Consider the following 17,291-nt stretch of genomic DNA (forward strand, 5'->3'; position numbering starts at 1 on the left):
TGCTCCTTACCTGGGGTCGTCCCCCATGAGCGCACGGACCGCGTCGATGAAGGCATTGCCGCGTTGTGCGTATGAGGAAAATTGGTCCATTGATGCCGCCGCCGGGGCCATGAGCACGGTGTCCCCGGCCTTGGCGATGCCGGCGGCCGCCTTGACGGCCTGGGACATCACGGCCCAGCCGGCGGCGGATCCGGCCGAGCCGGCACCGCCTTGCACACCAGTTTCCCGCACCTGCGCCATGATCACCGGCACCTGTGGTGCGTGTCGTTCAAGGGCCTGAAGCAGCGTGGCGGTGTCGGTGCCGATCACCACGACGGCTTTCAGCCGCTTGGCATGGGCCGATACCAATTCGTCGTACTCCACGCCCTTGGAAAGCCCTCCGGCGATCCACACCACCGAGGAGAAGGCGCCCAGCGAGGCACCTGCAGCATGCGGGTTGGTGGCCTTTGAGTCGTTGATCCACAGTACGTCGTCGCGGCGCGCCACGGCCTGGATGCGGTGGTCGCCGGGATCGAACCCGGCCAGGCCCGCTGCCACGGCGGCGGGTTCGACTCCGCAGGCCCGTGCCAGTGCGGCGGCCGCTGCGGCATTGGCGGCCGTGTGCCGGGGCACCACCTCGCCGATCTGGTCCAGGGCGATCAGTTCGGCGGCGGAGTTCCTGCGGTCCTCGATGAAGGCGCGGTCCACCAGCAGGTCCTCGACGACCCCGACCATGCTCAGCGACGGGACACCGGTGGTGAAGCCGATGGCGCGGCAGCCCTCGATGACGTCCGCGTTTTCGACCATGGCCTCCACGACCGGCTCGTCGGCGTTGTAGATCGCGGCGATCCTGGTGCGTTCGTAGATCTTGGCCTTGTCGGCCTTGTAGTTCCCGAAGCCGCCGTGCCAGTCCACGTGGTCCTCGGCGATGTTCAGCACCACCGAGGCCAGTGGGGAGATGCTGTGGGTGAAGTGCAGCTGGAAGGAGGAGAGCTCCACGGCGATCACGTCGAAACCCTCCGGGTCGCGGATCGCGTCCAGGATGGGGGTGCCGACGTTGCCGGCGGCGATGGCGCGCAGGCCCGCGGCCTTGAGGATCGACTCGGTCATTCCCACCGTGGTGGTCTTGCCGTTGGTGCCGGTGATGACGACCCACTCGGCGAGCTTGCGCCCTTCCTTCTCGCGCACCCGCCAGGCAAGCTCCACGTCGCCCCAGATCTCGATGCCGGCCTCGGCTGCTGCGGCAAGCATGGGTTGGCGCGGGTTCCAGCCCGGGGAGGCTATGAGCAATTGCGGGGCCTGGCCGTCGATCATCGGCAGCTCGTCGGTGTGCCCGGCGCCCAGGAACACGTCGGCGGCGCCGACGATCTTCAGGGTGTCGGCCCGCGAACGGTTGACCTCGGTGTCGGCGCCGTCGATGACGACGACCTTGGCACCGAGTTCGATCAGGGTGTCGGCTGCGGAGAAGCCGGACAGGCCCAGGCCCGCCACCACGACGCGCAGGTCGGCCCAGTCCGATTCCCAGCGGGTGAGGTGGTCCAGGTTGGCGTGTGTCACAGGGCCACGACCCATTCGGAGTAGAAGATGCCCAGGCCGGCGGCCACGAAGAGCCCGCCGAGGATCCAGAACCTGACCACGACGTTCTCCTCGGCCCAGCCGGCGAGTTCGAAGTGGTGCTGCAGCGGGGCCATCCTGAAGACGCGCTTGCCGCCGGAGAGCTTGAAGAACCCGACCTGGATGATCACCGAGAGCGAGATAATGACGAAGAGCCCTGCCAGCACCAGCAGCAGGATCTGCGTGCGGGAAAGGATCGCGAAGGCGGCAATGGCGCCGCCGATGGCCAGCGACCCGGTGTCTCCCATGAAGATCTTCGCGGGCTTGGCGTTCCACCACAGGAAGCCGATCAGGGCCCCGCAGAGGATTGCGCCCAGCAGCGCGAGGTCCATGGGGTCGCGGACGGTGTAGCAGACGTTGGATGCAGCATCGAGCCCGCAGGCCTGGTTCTGCTGCCAGATCCCGATGATGGTGTACGCGCCGAAGACCATGATGGCGGCGCCGGTGGCCAGCCCGTCCAGGCCGTCGGTGAGGTTCACGCCGTTGGTGGTTGCGGTGACGATCAGGTTTGACCACAGCACGAAGAGGATCAGCCCGAGCAGCGGTCCGGCGAAGGCCAGGTCGACGTTGGTGTCGCGCAGGAAGGAGATCGCCGTCGAGGCGGGGGTCAGCCCGTGTTCGTTGGGGAAGTTCAGCGACAGCACGGCGAAGCCGATGCCCACCGCCGCCTGCAGCACGATCTTCTGCCAGGCCCGCAGGCCCAGGGAGCGTTTCTTGGCGATCTTGATGAAGTCGTCCAGGAATCCGACCAGGCCCATGCCGGCGAAGAGCAGCAGGACCAGTAGTCCGCTGGCCGAGATCCCCGAGGAGGGCCTGCCCATCAGTGCCAGCAACCCGTGGGTCGCAAAGTAGCTGAGGATCACCGCCGCGATGATGATGACCCCGCCCATGGTGGGGGTGCCGGACTTGGTGGCGTGGCTGGTGGGTCCGTCGTCGCGGACCACCTGGCCATACTGTCTGACGGTGAGCATGCGGATGAACAATGGCATGGTGACCATTGTGAAGATCAAGGCAATGCCGGATCCCATGATTAGAGCAATCACTGCGCCGAGCCCTCCTTTGCGGCGGAAGAACCGCTGGTAGTTTCGGCAATTTGATCGCCCAGGTGCCGGAGCCCCGAGCCGTTGGAGGACTTGAAGAGCACGATGTCCCCGGGAAGCAGGTTCTCGTTCAGGATCCGTGCGGCGGCCTTGGTGTCCTCGACGTAGTACGCCTCGTCGCCCCAGCTGCCCTCGAGCACCGCGGAATTGTAGGCTAGCTTGGCCCCGCGCCCCACGACGAGCAGTTTCTTGATATTCATGCGCACCGCGATGCGCCCGAGCATGTCGTGTTCGTGGCGGGAGTCCTCGCCGAGTTCGAGCATTTCGCCCAGCACGGCCCAGGTGCGCCGGGCGTTGCCCTGTGCGTCGGGCAGGCCGAGTTCGGCCAGCGTGCGCAGTGCTACACGCATGGAGTCCGGGTTGGCGTTGTAGGCGTCATTGATGATGCTCACCCCGTCGGCCCGTTCGATGCGTTCCATGCGCCAGCGGCTGCTCGGGCCCAGGCCCTGGAGGGTCGCGGCGATTTTCGCCGGTTCCAGGCCCAGGTATTCGGCCACGGCGGCGGCGGCCAGGATATTGGCCACGTGGTGGCGCCCGATGAGCCCGGAGGTGACCTGGTGCGTCGAGGAATCGGCGGCGACCAGCGTGAACACCGGGTGGCCGTCGGCGTCGACGTCCAGGTCCCGGGCCCAGACACCGGCCCCGGTCTCACCGGCGGTGCGCTGCACGCCAAAGGGGCGGACCGGGGCCACGGTGCGGGTGTGCATCGGGGCCACGAGGTTGTCGTCGTGGTTCAGCACGGCGAGCCCGGTGGCGGGCAGTGCCTCGACCATCTCGCCCTTGGCCTTGGCAATGTTCTCGATGCCGCCGAATTCCCCGGCGTGGGCCGAGCCGACGCCCAGGACCACCCCGACCTCGGGGTGGACCATGTCGGTGAGGTAGCGGATGTGGCCGATGCCGGTGGCACCCATTTCCATGATCAGGTACTTGGTCTCGGCGGTGGCGCGGAAGACCGTCAGCGGGACGCCGACCTCGCCGTTGTACGAGCCCACCGGCGCGATCGTCGGGCCCAGGTTGGCCAGCAACGCGGCGAGCAGGTCCTTGGTGGTGGTCTTGCCGGCCGAACCGGTGATGCCCACCACGCGCAGCCCGTTGGCCGCCTTGAGCCGCTCGACGATGGCGGCGGCGATCTGCCCCATCGCAATGATGGCGTCGGGGACGATGATCGCCGGGTGCACGGCACCGTCGGCGGACTGGGTTTCACGCTCGGCCAGGGCCAGCACGGCACCCTGGCCGATGGCAGCGTCGATGAAGTGGTGCCCGTCGGAGGACTCCCCCGGCTTGGCTACGAAGAGCCAGCCGGTTTCGCAATTGCGCGAGTCGGTGTCGACTCCGAGGATGGGAGTGTCGGCGCTAGCCGTTGAGGTGAGTCGCCCGCCGGTGATTTCGGCGATTTCGGCGGAAAGTAGTTCAATCATGGCAAGTAGGACTTTACCCTTCATCCGTGGGATCGAAGGAATCGGAAGCCGGCGCCAGGGGGCTGAAGCCGTGGGCCAGCAGTGCCCGGCGCAGTTCCTCGCGGTCGTCAAGTTCGAGGTTCACGCCCATGACCTCCTGGAAGACCTCGTGCCCTCGTCCGGCCACCAGGATCGTGTCCCGCTCCCCCGCCATGGCAACGGCCGCAGCAATTGCCGCCGCGCGCGGATGGATCTCGCGAACTTCGCTCAGCAGGCCGTGGGCCTGGATTTCGGCGCGGGCACCGGCGGCCACCGCGGCCCTGATGGGTGCCGGGTCCTCGGAGTGCGGGTCGTCATCAGTGACAATGACCACGTCTGCGTGTTGGGCGGCGACGGCGCCCATGATCGGGCGCTTGGTCGCGTCGCGTTCACCGGTGGCCCCGAAGACCACGATCACGCGGGATCCGGGCTCGGCCGAGCGCACCGAGGACAGGGCGCGGGCCAGGGCATCGGGGTTGTGGGCGAAGTCAACGATGGAGGCCGGGGCCTCGGCGATGACCTGCATGCGCCCCGGCACCTCGACGGTGAGTGGGTTGGCCCGGTCCAGGGCCTCCTGCAGCCGGGCAGGGTCGACCCCGGAGGCCAGGACCATCAGGACGGCCAGGGCGGCGTTGGAGACGTTGAAGTCCCCCGGCAGGCCCGTGGCCGTCTCGATGACTGTCCCATCGGGTCCACGCAGCTGGAACCGGTGGCCCAGGCCGGCCGGAACGACGTTGTCGATGACCCAGTCGGCACCGGGCGTCGCGGGGTCGCTGGCCAGGGTCCAGACCTCGGCCGTGGCCTGCCGGGCCATCTCCAAGCCCCAGCTGTCATCGACCATGATCACGGCGCGGTCGCTGCGTTCCAGGTCGAAGAGCAGCGCCTTGGTCTCGAAATACTCCTGCATCGAGCCGTGCAGGTCCAGGTGGTCCTGGGTGAGGTTGGTGAATCCGGAGACCGCGAACCGCAGCCCGTCGACCCGCCGGTAGGACAGGGAATGGGACGAGACCTCCATGGTGGCTGCCTCGACACCGAGTTCCCGCATGCGGGCCATCAGTCCGTGCAGCTGGGGGGCCTCAGGGGTGGTGAGGATGCTGGGAATCGGCGTATCGCCGGCGGCGATCTCGATGGTGCCCACTAGGCCGGTCTCTCGACCCAGGGCACGCAGCACCGAGCGAATCATGTAGCTGGTGGTCGTCTTGCCGTTGGTCCCGGTCAGTCCGAAGAGTTCGGGACAGGCTTCGTCGGTTCCGTAGACCAGTGCGGAGAGTTCGCCAATGACTTCGCGGACCTGTTCCACCAGCAGCACCGGCACCCCGGCTGTCGACGCGGCGTCTTCGCCTTCGATGTCGGTCAGGATCGCGGCTGCACCGGTCTCCACGGCGGCCTGGGCGAATTGTGCGCCGTGGAAGCGGGCGCCGGGGGCGGCAACATAGATGTCCCCGGGCTGGACGGCGCGCGAATCCAGGCAGATCCCGGTGACCGTGGCCCCGCCGTCTCCGATGATGTTCGCACCCCGCCCGGTTTCGTGCAGGTATTCGAGCATTGCTGTCAACGTCGTGGTGCTTTTGTCCAGCGGACGCAGCAGGGCTTCCGCCGAGCGGGGGGTGAGGGCTTGAGGCATTACCAGGATTTCTTTTGTTCGGAACCGATGAACACGTCGTACCCGTTGGGCTTCGAATTGCTCGGTGCAACATTGTAGGCGTTCAGGGTCTTGCCCATTACTTCACTAAAGGTATCGCCGACCGTCCATGACTTCCAGTTGCCCTTGGGCCGGTACATGGTGACCACGACGGCGATCTCGGGGTCCTCCAGCGGAGCGACCCCGGCAAACGAGTTGGTGTACCCGTCGTATCCGCCGTTGGGGCCGGCAGCCTGGCCGGTGCCCGATTTTCCGCCAACGCGGTAACCGGACACAGCCATCTTAGTGCCGGTGCCCTCCATGACCACTGTCTCCATCATCCGGAGCATTTCCTTCGACGTCTTTTCCGAGAACACCCGCTTGCTCTTGGGTGCGGCGGGCTTCTCGATGGTGCCGTCCGGATTGATATAGGAATCGATCAGCGTCGGGTAGATGCGCACGCCGCCGTTGGCAACCGTCTGGGTGATCTGCGCGGTGTGCAGTGCCGTCTGCGTGTAGGCCTGGCCGAACATGGTCGCGTACTGCTGGCGCCGCTCCCAGTCCTGCGGCTCGGCGAGGATGCCCTTGCTGGCCCCGGTAAGGCCAATGTCGATGGCCTCGCCCAGGCCGAGTTTTTTCATGTAGGCGTGACGCGTCTCATTGCTCATCTTGTTGCCGATCATGACCGTGCCGGTGTTGTAGGAGCGGGCGAAGATCCCCGCGGCGGTCATGTCGTAGGTGGAGTGCTTCAACGAGTCGTTGATGGTTTCCTTGTTGATGGTGTACGCGTTGGGGACCTTGAAGGCGTCGGTGGGCTTGACCACGCCCTCCTCGAGGGCCGCCGCAAACGTCGGGACCTTGCCGGTGGAACCAGGCTCAAAGGCCTGGGTGATCGATGCCGAGGTGCGGAAGCGCCCCTCGGTGGCGCTGGGGTCGTTGGGGTCCATTTGGTTTGAGTCCCCAATGGCAATGATCCGTCCCGTTTTCACTTCGGTGACGATGACCGAGACCCAGTCGGCGTTGAACTGCTCTTGCTTCTTCAGGGCCTCTTCCTGGGCGATGAAGTTGATGTCACTGTCGATGGTGAGCTTGATGTCCTGGCCGTCGACGGCGGGCACCTCGGTCATTTCCGCCACCGGAATCCGTACGCCGTCCGCACCGATCTCGTAGGTGCGGGTTCCCGCTGTCCCCTTCAGGCGGTCATTTTGGCTCAGTTCCAGGCCTTCGGCGCCGTTGTGGGATTGCTGGTCCTCGGAATTCCTCACGAAACCCAGCAGTGGCCCGGCCACAACGCCGTTGGGGTACTGCCGTTCGCTGCGGAGCTGGCCCGTCAGCGTGGGGATGCGAAGTTCCATGACCGCATTGCGCACCTCGGGGGTTACGCCCTTGGCCACGACGGAATAGGCGTTCTTTTTGGCCCCGGGATCCCCGACAATCGCGGTGCGCACGGTATCGATGTCCTGGTCAAGGATTACGGCCAGTTCGCCCACGGCCTGTTCAATCGTGACCTTTTCGCGCGTGGCACCGCCGGAGGGCTTGTTGCGCACGATCGGCTTGTTCGCATCCACCTTGCGTTGGTCGATGACCAGGTCATAGCGATCGACACTGGTGGCCAGGATCGTCCCCGTGGTGTCGAGGATCTGTCCGCGCTTGGGCTGGGTTTCCTGGACCCGGGTGCGGTTCTTGACCGCGTCGGCTGCCACGGCCTTGGCGTTGAGTGACTGGACGAAGAACAGCCGGCCGCCAATGAGCAGAAGCAGGACCAGGGCGAAGACCACGACCATGCGCAGGCGCGGATGGGTCGTTCCGGTGTTGGACGGGGATTTCTTGGGCATTCGGTCCTCAGCTCATACCGGGTGGGCGGGGTGGTGCTTGTCATGTTCCGGGGATGGCCGGAAATCGATGTACCCCTATTGTCCCGGGGTCTTAAGGCTCGGTGCCGGGATGGTTCCGCCGTTGAGCTCGGTCTTGGAGAAGTCCGGGCGGGAACCGTCGGTCGTCGCAGGAGCTTCCGAGGCCGTGGTCTTCGGTGCGTTCCAGTTGTCGGCTGCGGTATCCGGAGCCACGGCCGGGGCAGTCGGCTGGGCAGCCTTGACCGGGGCCTTCTTCTCCACGGGGGCCGCCGGCTTCGCCGGTGCCTTGAGCACGCCTGCTTTCGGCGAGGCGTCCTTGCCTGGCTTCTCGGCGGGCGTTGCGGTTCCGCTGACCTTTCCGGTTTCCAGATTGATGGCCGCGGGCGTCCCGGGCTTGACCATGCCCAGGTCTGCCGCCTTCTTGGCGACTACCTGAGGTGCTCCGAGATACAGGGCTTCCTGGCGCAATGCCTCGTTTTCCTGTGAGAGGGACCGCTCCTGGGAGCGCAATTCAACTGCGGTGTATTGGCCGTTGGCGATGTACACGTTGATCAGGAGCACGGCCACCACCGAGGCGATGACCAGCACGAAGATCGAGACGATGAACGGGACCCGACGCTTTGAACCAAGTGCCGGAACCACCGAAAGCGTTGTGCGGCGCTTGGCGGCAGGTTCCTGGGGTCGCGTGGCCGGTATCGGTTGGGGGGCGTGGCTGAGCGCATTGGCACCCTGAGTGGCTGGAAGCTCGACGACGCGAGAACGTACGCGGCTGGGTGTCCGGTTGCTCATTTTCAGCTCCTCTTCAGGATGCGTTCCACGGCCCGCAGCTTAGCTGAGGCTGCGCGTGAGTTTTCTGCGATTTCTTGGTCAGTGGGCTTCTCGGTTCCTCGTGTCAGGACCTTGAATTGCGCCTTGTGTTCTTCCAGCTCGACGGGGAAGCCCGCCGGTGCCGAGGACTTGGATCTCGAGGCGAAGTGCCGCTTCGTGATCTTGTCCTCCAGGGAGTGGTAACTCATCACCACGACCCTGCCTCCTATGTGAAGGGAATCCATCGCTGCCGGAATGGCCCGATCCAACACGTCAAGCTCTTCGTTGACTTCGATTCGAAGGGCCTGGAAGGTTCGTTTGGCAGGATGCCCCCCGGTGCGGGCGGCGGCGGCCGGCACGACGGAGCGAATGGCTGCCACCAGCTCCTCAGTGGTGCTGAAGGGTTTCACCTTGCGGGCCTCTGCGATCGCCGAGGCGATACGTCCGGCGAATTTTTCCTCGCCCCAGGCCCTGATGATCCGCACCAATTCCGCTTCGCTGTATTCGTTCACGATGTCGGCGGCCGTGGGGCCGCGCGAGGTGTCCATGCGCATGTCCAGCGGCGCATCGTAGGAGTACGCGAAGCCGCGCTCCCTTTCGTCAAGTTGCAGGGAGGAGACACCGAGGTCAAAGAGCACGCCGTCGACCCCGTCGAACCCGAGATCGGCAACGACATCGGCGATCTCGTCGTAGATGGCATGTACGAGGTCCGTGCGATTTGCGTAGGGTTCCAGTCGCGCGCCAGCCAGGGCCAAAGCCTGCTCGTCACGATCAAGCCCGATCAGGTGGACGTCGGGGAACCGTTGCAGCAGTGCCTCCGAGTGGCCCCCCATGCCCAAGGTGCAGTCCACGACCACGGCCAGGCCGCGCGCGGCAATGCCGGCTTCAATCCCCGGCTCCAAGAGCCCTACGCATCGATCGAGCAGTACTGGAACATGGCGTTCCGAGGCGGGTCGCTCTGCGGCTCCGTCTAAATTCACCGCTCCCCCTTTCGCGTGGGCGTTGTGCTTAGGTGTTGGCTGGGATCAGATCCCCCTCCGACCCGCGGCCGCCCAGCCTGACTCCGGGGAAGTGGAGTCAGGATGCACGTTTTGCGGGCGGCTGGAGATCTCATCCAAGCCACTTTCGGGCCTTCAGCCACCGTGAGGTGGCTAGGATCCCGGAAGTACTTCGTCATCCGTTTCGGAGAACACGTCCTCCTGTTGTTCGAGGTAGGAATTCCATGAGGAGGAATCCCAAATCTCGACCCGGTTGCCCGCGCCGATCACTGTGACCTCGCGGTCCAGCCCCGCATATGAACGAAGCATGGACGGAATGGTGACCCGTCCCTGCTTGTCTGGTAATTCATCCGAAGCACCAGAGAGAAAAACACGCGCATAGTCCCTTGCCTGGCGTGACGAGATCGGAGCCTGGCTCATTTGCTCATGCTGCTTCTCAAACTCACGTTGACTAAAGACGTATATGCAGCGTTCCTGGCCACGAGTCAGAACCAAACCATTGGCTAATTCATCGCGATACTTGGCCGGGAGGATTAATCGCCCTTTCTCATCGAGGCGCGGTGTATACGTTCCAAGGAACATACAGACCGCCTCCCGGTTGAAAGAAGCATCTTGCTCCATTCCCCTCTATTTCGCTCCACTTTACTCCACAACCCTCCACTGTCAACGACCGTTTCGGCATTTTGGCCTGTAAACCGAACGAAAACTGTTGATTTTTCGGGCTTTTCTAGTGGCGAGTCGAGTGGAGGGGTTTTTATTCAGATCAAACTCCCAGAAAACTTCGCGTGATGGCCGACACAGTCGCGTTTTCGAAAATATGAGGATTTACAAGGTGTTTCGAGGGTTCGGGGAGCGATGTGGAGGGAAGTGGCAGGTGGACGTGGGGGAAAGTGGAGGAAAACGGGACAGCCCTCGCGGAGGGCAAAAGCGTGCCCGGAAAAAGAATTTACGTCGATTGGCCATACTCGGCGCGTCGTCGGTCCTCCAAGCCTCACGGCTATTCCCTTAAGTCCCGGGCAGTGTCGGGCCACCAGTGGACTCGCGCCCCTGCCCAGGCCTTCGACTGCCATCACGGGGCATTAAAAAGACCAAGGCCCCGCGCTTTGGTGCGGAGCCTTGGTCGAACGATTGTGGCGGAGCGTCAGGGCTCCGATGGGCGAGGTCTAGGAACCGTGCTCGTCACGCTTTCGCTGTTCCCACTTGTTTTCCAGGTCACTCATGAATCCCGGTTTCTGCGGAAGCTTTGAGGCGCCGGTCGCGCCGCTCTTCTTGGTGCCGCCCTTGCGCGAAAGGGCCAGGTACACTCCGCCAAACATGACGATGAACCCCAAGACGCCAACGATGATCAGCTGGCTTGAAACGCCATAGATCAGCACACCAAGCCCAACGATGCCGATCAACGCACCCAAAGCCAGGTTGCGCGTTGAATAGTTCCCCGCCGTCGACGCGGATTTCATCGTCGACGCGAAGCGATGGTCTTCATGTAGCTGCTTTTCCAGCTGCTCCAGAAGACGTTGCTCATGCTCGGAAAGTGGCATCGTCTCTTCCCCTTCACTCCACGGTCCCGGCTCTCGCCTTTACCTACTTGAACGTTGTAAGCCCCGGCAATGTTCCCGCCAATTCGGCTGGCCAACTTCTACTTCCAGAATAGTCCTGAAACTCGCTAATTAGGTAGTCAGGATTCGTCTCTGGGCAGACTCGCGGCGAATAAGTCACGATGGCCGCTCAGGTTTTTGCTCTTTTTGCCCGTGATCCAGCAGGGATGCCGGCCGAAGGGCACCTGCCGGGAACCGGGAGCGGACCAAGTCCATGGTTGCCTCGGCCTGTCTCCAGTTGTCATCGCGCGGATCAATACTCAATTGCATTCCGCCACCGGCGTTGCCCAGCTTCTCCGCCCGGATGCCCACGAGTCTTACTGCTTGAGGCCGTGTGCCGAGTTTCTCCAGAAGGCCTTCGGCAGCCGCCACGAGGTCACCGGCGGCGTTGCTTGGCACCGGAAGCGTGCGGCTGCGTGACAGCGTGGAAAAGTCGCTGTAGCGCAGCTTCAACGCCACCACCCCTGCCACTTTCTCGGCCTGGCGGAGTCGCGCTGCGACGCGATGCCCGAGATGCAGTATTTCGCGGTGCAATACCGCCTCATCCCACAGGTCCACCGCGAAGGTCTCTTCGGCGCCGATGCTTTTTTCCTCGCGTTCGCTCTCCACCGGACGATCGTCCAGCCCCCAGGCCAAGTCGTGAAGGTGGACACCCGTGGCCCCAAGCCGCCTGCTGAGCGTATCTTGGGGAGTCTGGGCCAGCTGGGCTACTGTGCTGATGCCCATTTCCCGCAGCACGACGGCGGTCTTGGCGCCCACTCCCCACAACACCCCCACCGGCAGGGAATGCAGGTAGGACAGCGTTTGATCGGGGCGGATCACCAGCATGCCATCGGGCTTGGCGCCGGTGGAGGCGACCTTGGCCACGAATTTCGAGGCGGCAAGGCCCACGCTCGCCGGCAATCCGAGCTCGGTGCGCAGCCGCACACGAATCATCTGGCCGATGGCCTCTGGAGGCCCAAGGCGCCTGATGCTGCCTGTCACGTCCAGAAAGGCCTCATCGACGCTCACTTGCTCCACCAGGGGTGTGACCTGGTGGAAAATCTCCATGATCCGGGCGGAGTACTCCGAATACAACGAATGGGTTGGTTTGATGACGACAGCACGCGGCGCCATCCGCATGGCCACGGCCATCGGCATTGCCGATTTCACCCCCAGGGCCCGGCATTCATAGGAGGCCGAGAGAACGACGGAGCGTTCCCCCGGAAAACCCACGATCACCTGCTGTCCCACCAGCTCGGGTCGGCTTAACAGCTCAACCGACACGAAAAAAGCATCCATGTCGACGTGAAGTATCGCGCGTGCCTTGCCCTGAGCCATGGAGTGAAGTCTAGCCAACTTGGCCGACAATCCGATGGGAGCCGGTGGCCCGGCTAGAGTTAAGGGAATAACGACGCTGTGCGATCTATGGATGGGAAACATGACACTTTTTGCTGCGGACACTTCCGACCCCGAACAGGCACGGTTACTTTCCGCAGACTTCTCGGATCGGCTCGAGACATTGCTCTCGACCTTCCTGGCAGAACAACATGAAGTCATCTCGGACATTGCCCCGGCGGCCGCCGAAATCGTCATCGCCATCGACGATCTGACACGCGGCGGCAAGCGCCTCCGGCCGCTTTTTGCCTTCTGGGGATACCTGGGCGCGGGCGGCGACGCCGAAGCCGATGACATCGTGCAGGCCGGAGCGGCCATTGAGCTCTTCCAGGCCGCCGCGTTGATCCACGACGACCTCATTGACCGCTCCGACACGCGGCGGGGCCAACCCAGCATCCACCGCCGCTTCGAATCCCTGCACCGCGCCTCTGGATGGCAGCGCGATGCCTCGCGATTCGGCGAGGCCGCCTCGATCCTGGCCGGGGACCTGTGCCTGTCGCTCAGTGAACAGCTTTTCGCCACGATCAGCCCCTCGGTTCCCGAGGCGCGGACGATCTTCGACCGCATGCGTGCCCAAGTCATGGCCGGACAGTACCTGGATGTCCTGGAGGAATCCGCCGGCCCCTCCTACGGACCCGCGGATGCCGTCAAGAGGGCACGGACCATTGTGCGGTACAAGTCGGCGAAGTACTCCGTGGAGAACCCGACGCTGCTCGGAGGCGCGCTGGCCGGGGCGCCCGCGGAACTCTTGGAGCAGTACTCCCGGTTTGCGCTGCCTTTGGGCGAGGCATTCCAGCTGCGCGACGATGTCCTGGGCGTGTTCGGGGACCCCGCAATCACGGGCAAGCCCGCGGGCGATGACCTGCGCGAGGGCAAGCGCACCGAGATCATCGCCCACGCGCTGACCCTGGCCTCCGAGTCGGACCAGGCATTCATCCAGTCGCGGCTTGGGGCAGACGACCTGCAGGACGGCGAGGTCTCGCGCATGAGTGCTTTGCTGGAGTCCTGCGGTGCGTTGGCGGCTACAGAATCGTCGATTGCCGACCTTTCCGAGCAGGGCTTTTCCGCCCTGGAGGAACTCACTGTCGGGACCTTGGCCCGCCACGGGCTTCGGACCCTCGGCCTGGCGGCGATTCGCCGCACCTCTTAGAAGGGCCCAGGTAAACCAAAGGCGAAGGTCCCTCCCCGGTTTCTCCGGAAGGGACCTTCGCCTTTGGTGCAGTGTCTGTGCGTTGGGCAAACACCTGACGTCTTGCTCTGGCTACCAGCTCAGAGCCTGGGCGCGACGACGGATTTCGGTCTTGCGTCCTGCCCGCAGTGCATCCATGGGAGTCCCGTTCAACGACTCGTCCGGGGTGAAAAGCCACACCAGGAGCTCGTGGTCTTCGTAGCCCGAGTCCTTGAGCACCGAGATCGTGCCCTTGAGGCTGTCGACAATGGCCCCGTCAAGGAGGAAGGCAGCGGGGACACTGCGGATGTTGCGCTCCCCCACTCGAACGGCAATGATTGCGCGCTCATCGATCAGGCTATGGACTCGTTTGATGGAAACGTCCAGTGCTTCGGCCAGGTCGGGCAGGGGCAGCCATTCGGCCACAAGATTCTCAAGATTGCTCACCATTCCAGCGTGCCACATGTGCGCGTCATTCTGGAGCCATATGAATGATTTCGTCGTGGGATCTTTCACAATTGCCATGTCGTGGTGTAAATTCACAATAGTCACAACCGCACCATGAGTCACATAACGCACATAGGCCACAGTCGTGTGCGTTCAATTGCGACCGAACGATTCGTCCTTGCCCCAACCCAAAGGATCGCTCCATGTCCCTTGCACATAACAATCGCGTCAGAGCCCTTGGCAGCGCCGTCGCCACGGCGGCAATCCCGGCGGTGGTCCTTGGTTCCCTAGCAATCCCGGCCCAGGCGGCACCCTTGCCCACCCGTGACGCCCTCCAGCCGAAGCTCGCCACCCCGGCGATGGTGAAGGCTGCAGAGGCACGGATCAGCGCTCACTTGGTCGCGGCCCACGTTCCCGGATCGGTTATCCCCCTCGCAAAAAAGGGTGGAACCGCAACTGTCAAGAAAAACGACACCCTTTCCCATCTTGCCGCTCGCACCGGCGTCTCGGTGAGTGACCTGAAGAAATTCAACAAGCTCTCTTCCGACCTGATCAAGCCCGGCCAAGTCCTGCGTCTGAGCGGTGGCTCCTCAAAGGCGTCGTCACCCAAGGCTTCGTCCAACAGCAATGGGTCGTCCGCCAAGGCGCAGACCTACAAGGTTGCCCAGGGCGATGTCATGGGATCGATCGCCAGGAAGCTCGGCGTGTCCCTCTCCGCGGTGCGCACCGCTGCCGGCAACCCTGCCAACGACACCATCTACGTCAACCAGACGCTTCGCTTTGGATCAACCGGTTCCACAGGCTCTGCCAAGGCTGCTCCGAGCGCCAACTCCGGCGGCTCGCAGGGCACCTACACCGTCAAGTCGGGCGACAGCCCCTCCATGATCGCGATCCGGCACAACATGTCGGTCTCCGCCTTCATGAAGCTGAACAACTTGTCGAACGGCGACATCATCCGTCCCGGTGACAAGTTGAAGATCAGCGGCTCATCCTCTTCCGCTTCGTCTTCGCCGTCCAGGGCGGCTGCGCCCTCCGCGCCCAAGTCCCAGTCCGGCGGCTCCAGCTACAAGGTGGTTTCCGGCGACACCCTCGGGCACATTGCCTTGAAGTCCGGGACGCCGCTGAACACCATCCTGCGGTTGAACCCGGGTCTCACCTACTCGACCGTGCTGAAGATCGGCCGGACCCTGAAGGTCAACAGCGGCGGCTCCGCCGCCCCGCAGTCCTCCGGCGTCAACCCCACCAGCTCCAAGCCGTTGGTAGGCAACTCCTTCCTGGGCCGCACCTACAAGTCGGACGTGGTGGGTTCGGCGAACGACAACAAGCGCGAGCTGCTTTCCCGGGACCTTCCATCCCCTGCAGCCATGCAGTCGATGATCGCCAGCACCGCCCGGCAGATGGGTGTCGATCCGGCGCTGGCCATGGCACACGCCTTCCAGGAATCCGGATTCAACATGAATGCGGTCTCCCCGGCAAACGCCGTGGGCGTCATGCAGGTCATCCCGTCGGCCGGCGAATGGGCAGAGGGACTGGTTGGACGCCAGCTCGACCTTCTCAACCCGCAAGACAACGTCACCGCCGGTGTGGCGATCATTCGCTCGCACCAGCGCAACGCGCCGTCCATGGAAATGGGCATCGCCTACTACTACCAGGGTGCCACCGGCGTAAAACGCAATGGCATGTACGCCGACACCAAGAACTACGTGGCCAGCGTCATGGCCCATCGGAACAAGTTCAACTAGCCTTCGGGTCAGTAAGACGGGTGTGGCCCGGTTCCCTCGGAACCGGGCCACACCCGTCTTTTGCCGTGCCCGTGCCGCGCTTAGCGCCTGGCTGCGACCGGTAGTTCGAGGACGACACGGGTGCCGGACCCTGTGCGGTCCTCCCAGTGGATGTTGCCGCTGAGCTCGCTGGTGACCAGCGTCCGCACAATCTGCAGCCCGAGGCCCTCCGTGCGGGGTTCGGGAGGCAGACCCACCCCGTCGTCGCTGATGGCTACCCTCAGGATGTCCGCGCCCACGGCGTTGCGCCGGCGTCCGGCGTCCAACACCACGGTGCCGTCGCGCTCGGCCAGTCCGTGCTCCACGGCATTGGTGACCAGTTCGTTGATGACCAGCGAGAGCGGGGTCGCCAACTCCGCGGGCAGCTGCCCGAAGGCCCCGGTCCGCTCGGTCTTGACCTTCTGGCCCGGCGACGCGATTTCCACGATCAGCCGGAACTGCCTGTCAATCAACTCGTCAAAGTCCACGTTCTCGCTCAACCCCTGCGAGAGGGTCTCGTGCACCGCGGCGATCGTGGCAACCCGGCGCATGGCCTGGTCCAGGCCCTGGCGGCCCTCCTCCGACTTCATCCGGCGCGACTGCATGCGCAGCAGCGCGGCGACGGTCTGCAGGTTGTTTTTCACCCGGTGGTGGATCTCGCGGATCGTGGCGTCCTTGGACACCAGTTCCTTCTCGCGGCGGCGCAGCTCGCTCACGTCGCGGCACAGCACCAGCGCGCCGTAGCGCCCCTTGGCGTTGCGCAGCGGGATCGACCGCAGCGACAGTGTCACTCCCATCGACTCGATCTCGGTGCGCCAGGGCATCTTGCCCGAAACCACCAGCGGGAGCGACTCGTCGATCAGCCGGCGGTCACTGACCAGGGACATCGTCGCCTCCGATAGCGACTTGCCCTCGAGCGTTGCGGCCGCCCCCAAACGGCGGTAGGCCGAGACGGCGTTCGGGCTGGCGTACTGGACCACGGCGTCGGCATCCAGGCGGATGAATCCGTCGCCCACGCGCGGGGCTCCGCGCCGGGACCCGGTGGGCGTGGCGAAGTCGGGCCACAGCCCGCGGGTGCACATCCGCAGCAAGTCTTCGGCGCATTGCTTGTAGGTCAGCTCGAGCCGCGAGGGCATGCGCGATCCGGCGAGGTCGAAGTGCACGGAAAGCACCGCAAGGGTGCGCCCGTTGCGGACCAGGGGAACAGTCTCGATGAGCATCGAGTGCTCCCCCGCCGAGGGCGCGCCGGCATCGGAGCGCACGATGTCCTGGGTCCGCCAGGCCTGCTCGACCAGCGGCTTGAGGTCCTTGCGGATCCGTTCGCCCACGAAGTCGGTGTGGAAGACGGTGTGCGAGGTGGAGGGACGCACATGGGCCAGGGCCTTGTACGTGCCCTCCACCGGAAACCACAGCACCAGGTCTGCGAACGCCAGGTCCGCGATGAGTTGCCAGTCCCCCACCAGGAGGTGGATCCAATCCTCATCCCCAGGACCAAAATCGGCCGACTCTCGAATTTGGTCCGTGAAGATGGCCAAG

Annotated in this window: 14 protein-coding genes; 2 read left to right on the forward strand and 12 right to left on the reverse strand. The window is 64.4% G+C overall.

Annotated elements, in window-relative coordinates; translation table 11 throughout:
* Window positions 1-6: 6 nt before the first annotated feature.
* From murD to dinB, 10 genes are all read right to left on the reverse strand, one after another.
* Window positions 7-1,551: a UDP-N-acetylmuramoyl-L-alanine--D-glutamate ligase gene (gene murD, locus Q2T94_RS00165; RefSeq protein ID WP_302262443.1), complete on the reverse strand. Its 1,545-nt coding sequence runs from the start codon at window positions 1,549-1,551 to the stop codon at window positions 7-9.
* Entirely contained in the window at window positions 1,533-2,636 is a 1,104-nt protein-coding gene (gene mraY, locus Q2T94_RS00170; protein ID WP_264270598.1) for a phospho-N-acetylmuramoyl-pentapeptide-transferase, read from the reverse strand. Before mraY ends, murD begins: the two co-directional genes overlap by 19 nt.
* Window positions 2,633-4,111 carry a UDP-N-acetylmuramoyl-tripeptide--D-alanyl-D-alanine ligase gene (locus tag Q2T94_RS00175; protein WP_302262445.1) on the reverse strand — a complete coding sequence of 493 codons (1,479 nt, stop codon included), beginning with the start codon at window positions 4,109-4,111 and terminating at the stop codon, window positions 2,633-2,635. Before Q2T94_RS00175 ends, mraY begins: the two co-directional genes overlap by 4 nt.
* A gap of 13 nt (window positions 4,112-4,124) precedes the next feature.
* Window positions 4,125-5,753, reverse strand: a complete 1,629-nt coding sequence (locus tag Q2T94_RS00180) for a UDP-N-acetylmuramoyl-L-alanyl-D-glutamate--2,6-diaminopimelate ligase (RefSeq protein WP_302262446.1) — start codon at window positions 5,751-5,753, stop codon at window positions 4,125-4,127.
* A complete protein-coding gene (locus Q2T94_RS00185) occupies window positions 5,753-7,585 on the reverse strand; it encodes a peptidoglycan D,D-transpeptidase FtsI family protein (RefSeq protein WP_302262447.1) in 1,833 nt (610 codons plus the stop codon). The genes Q2T94_RS00180 and Q2T94_RS00185 overlap by 1 nt, the downstream gene beginning before the upstream one ends.
* A gap of 75 nt (window positions 7,586-7,660) precedes the next feature.
* Window positions 7,661-8,392 (reverse strand): cell division protein FtsL, encoded by a 732-nt coding sequence (gene ftsL, locus Q2T94_RS00190; protein ID WP_302262448.1) that lies wholly within the window; start codon window positions 8,390-8,392, stop codon window positions 7,661-7,663.
* Window positions 8,393-8,394: 2 nt separating this feature from the next.
* A complete protein-coding gene (gene rsmH, locus Q2T94_RS00195) occupies window positions 8,395-9,390 on the reverse strand; it encodes a 16S rRNA (cytosine(1402)-N(4))-methyltransferase RsmH (RefSeq protein WP_302262449.1) in 996 nt (331 codons plus the stop codon).
* Window positions 9,391-9,561: 171 nt separating this feature from the next.
* On the reverse strand, window positions 9,562-9,990 hold the full coding sequence (gene mraZ / locus Q2T94_RS00200) for a division/cell wall cluster transcriptional repressor MraZ (RefSeq protein ID WP_264270687.1): 429 nt from the start codon (window positions 9,988-9,990) through the stop codon (window positions 9,562-9,564).
* A gap of 581 nt (window positions 9,991-10,571) precedes the next feature.
* A complete protein-coding gene (locus Q2T94_RS00205; protein ID WP_264270592.1) occupies window positions 10,572-10,946 on the reverse strand; it encodes an SCO2097 family morphological protein in 375 nt (124 codons plus the stop codon).
* A 174-nt stretch (window positions 10,947-11,120) separates the two neighbouring features.
* Window positions 11,121-12,425 (reverse strand): DNA polymerase IV, encoded by a 1,305-nt coding sequence (dinB, locus tag Q2T94_RS00210; RefSeq protein WP_367281511.1) that lies wholly within the window; start codon window positions 12,423-12,425, stop codon window positions 11,121-11,123.
* Between dinB and Q2T94_RS00215 the strand changes: the two genes are divergently transcribed.
* A complete protein-coding gene (locus tag Q2T94_RS00215) occupies window positions 12,424-13,530 on the forward strand; it encodes a polyprenyl synthetase family protein (RefSeq protein ID WP_302262450.1) in 1,107 nt (368 codons plus the stop codon). The two genes, dinB and Q2T94_RS00215, sit on opposite strands and share 2 nt — an antisense overlap.
* A gap of 111 nt (window positions 13,531-13,641) precedes the next feature.
* On the opposite strand, the gene Q2T94_RS00220 is transcribed toward Q2T94_RS00215, so the two are convergent.
* Window positions 13,642-13,998: an Rv2175c family DNA-binding protein gene (locus Q2T94_RS00220; protein ID WP_264270693.1), complete on the reverse strand. Its 357-nt coding sequence runs from the start codon at window positions 13,996-13,998 to the stop codon at window positions 13,642-13,644.
* A gap of 200 nt (window positions 13,999-14,198) precedes the next feature.
* Here Q2T94_RS00220 and Q2T94_RS00225 point away from each other — a divergent pair, with 200 nt between their 5' ends.
* On the forward strand, window positions 14,199-15,737 hold the full coding sequence (locus tag Q2T94_RS00225; RefSeq protein ID WP_302262451.1) for a LysM peptidoglycan-binding domain-containing protein: 1,539 nt from the start codon (window positions 14,199-14,201) through the stop codon (window positions 15,735-15,737).
* An 80-nt stretch (window positions 15,738-15,817) separates the two neighbouring features.
* On the opposite strand, the gene Q2T94_RS00230 is transcribed toward Q2T94_RS00225, so the two are convergent.
* The gene (locus Q2T94_RS00230; protein ID WP_264270695.1) at window positions 15,818-17,290 is read right to left on the reverse strand and encodes a sensor histidine kinase; all 1,473 of its coding nucleotides are present in this window, start codon (window positions 17,288-17,290) and stop codon (window positions 15,818-15,820) included.
* Window position 17,291 lies beyond the last annotated feature (1 nt).

This window comes from Paeniglutamicibacter sulfureus (genome assembly GCF_030512175.1).
GTDB lineage: Bacteria > Actinomycetota > Actinomycetes > Actinomycetales > Micrococcaceae > Paeniglutamicibacter > Paeniglutamicibacter sulfureus.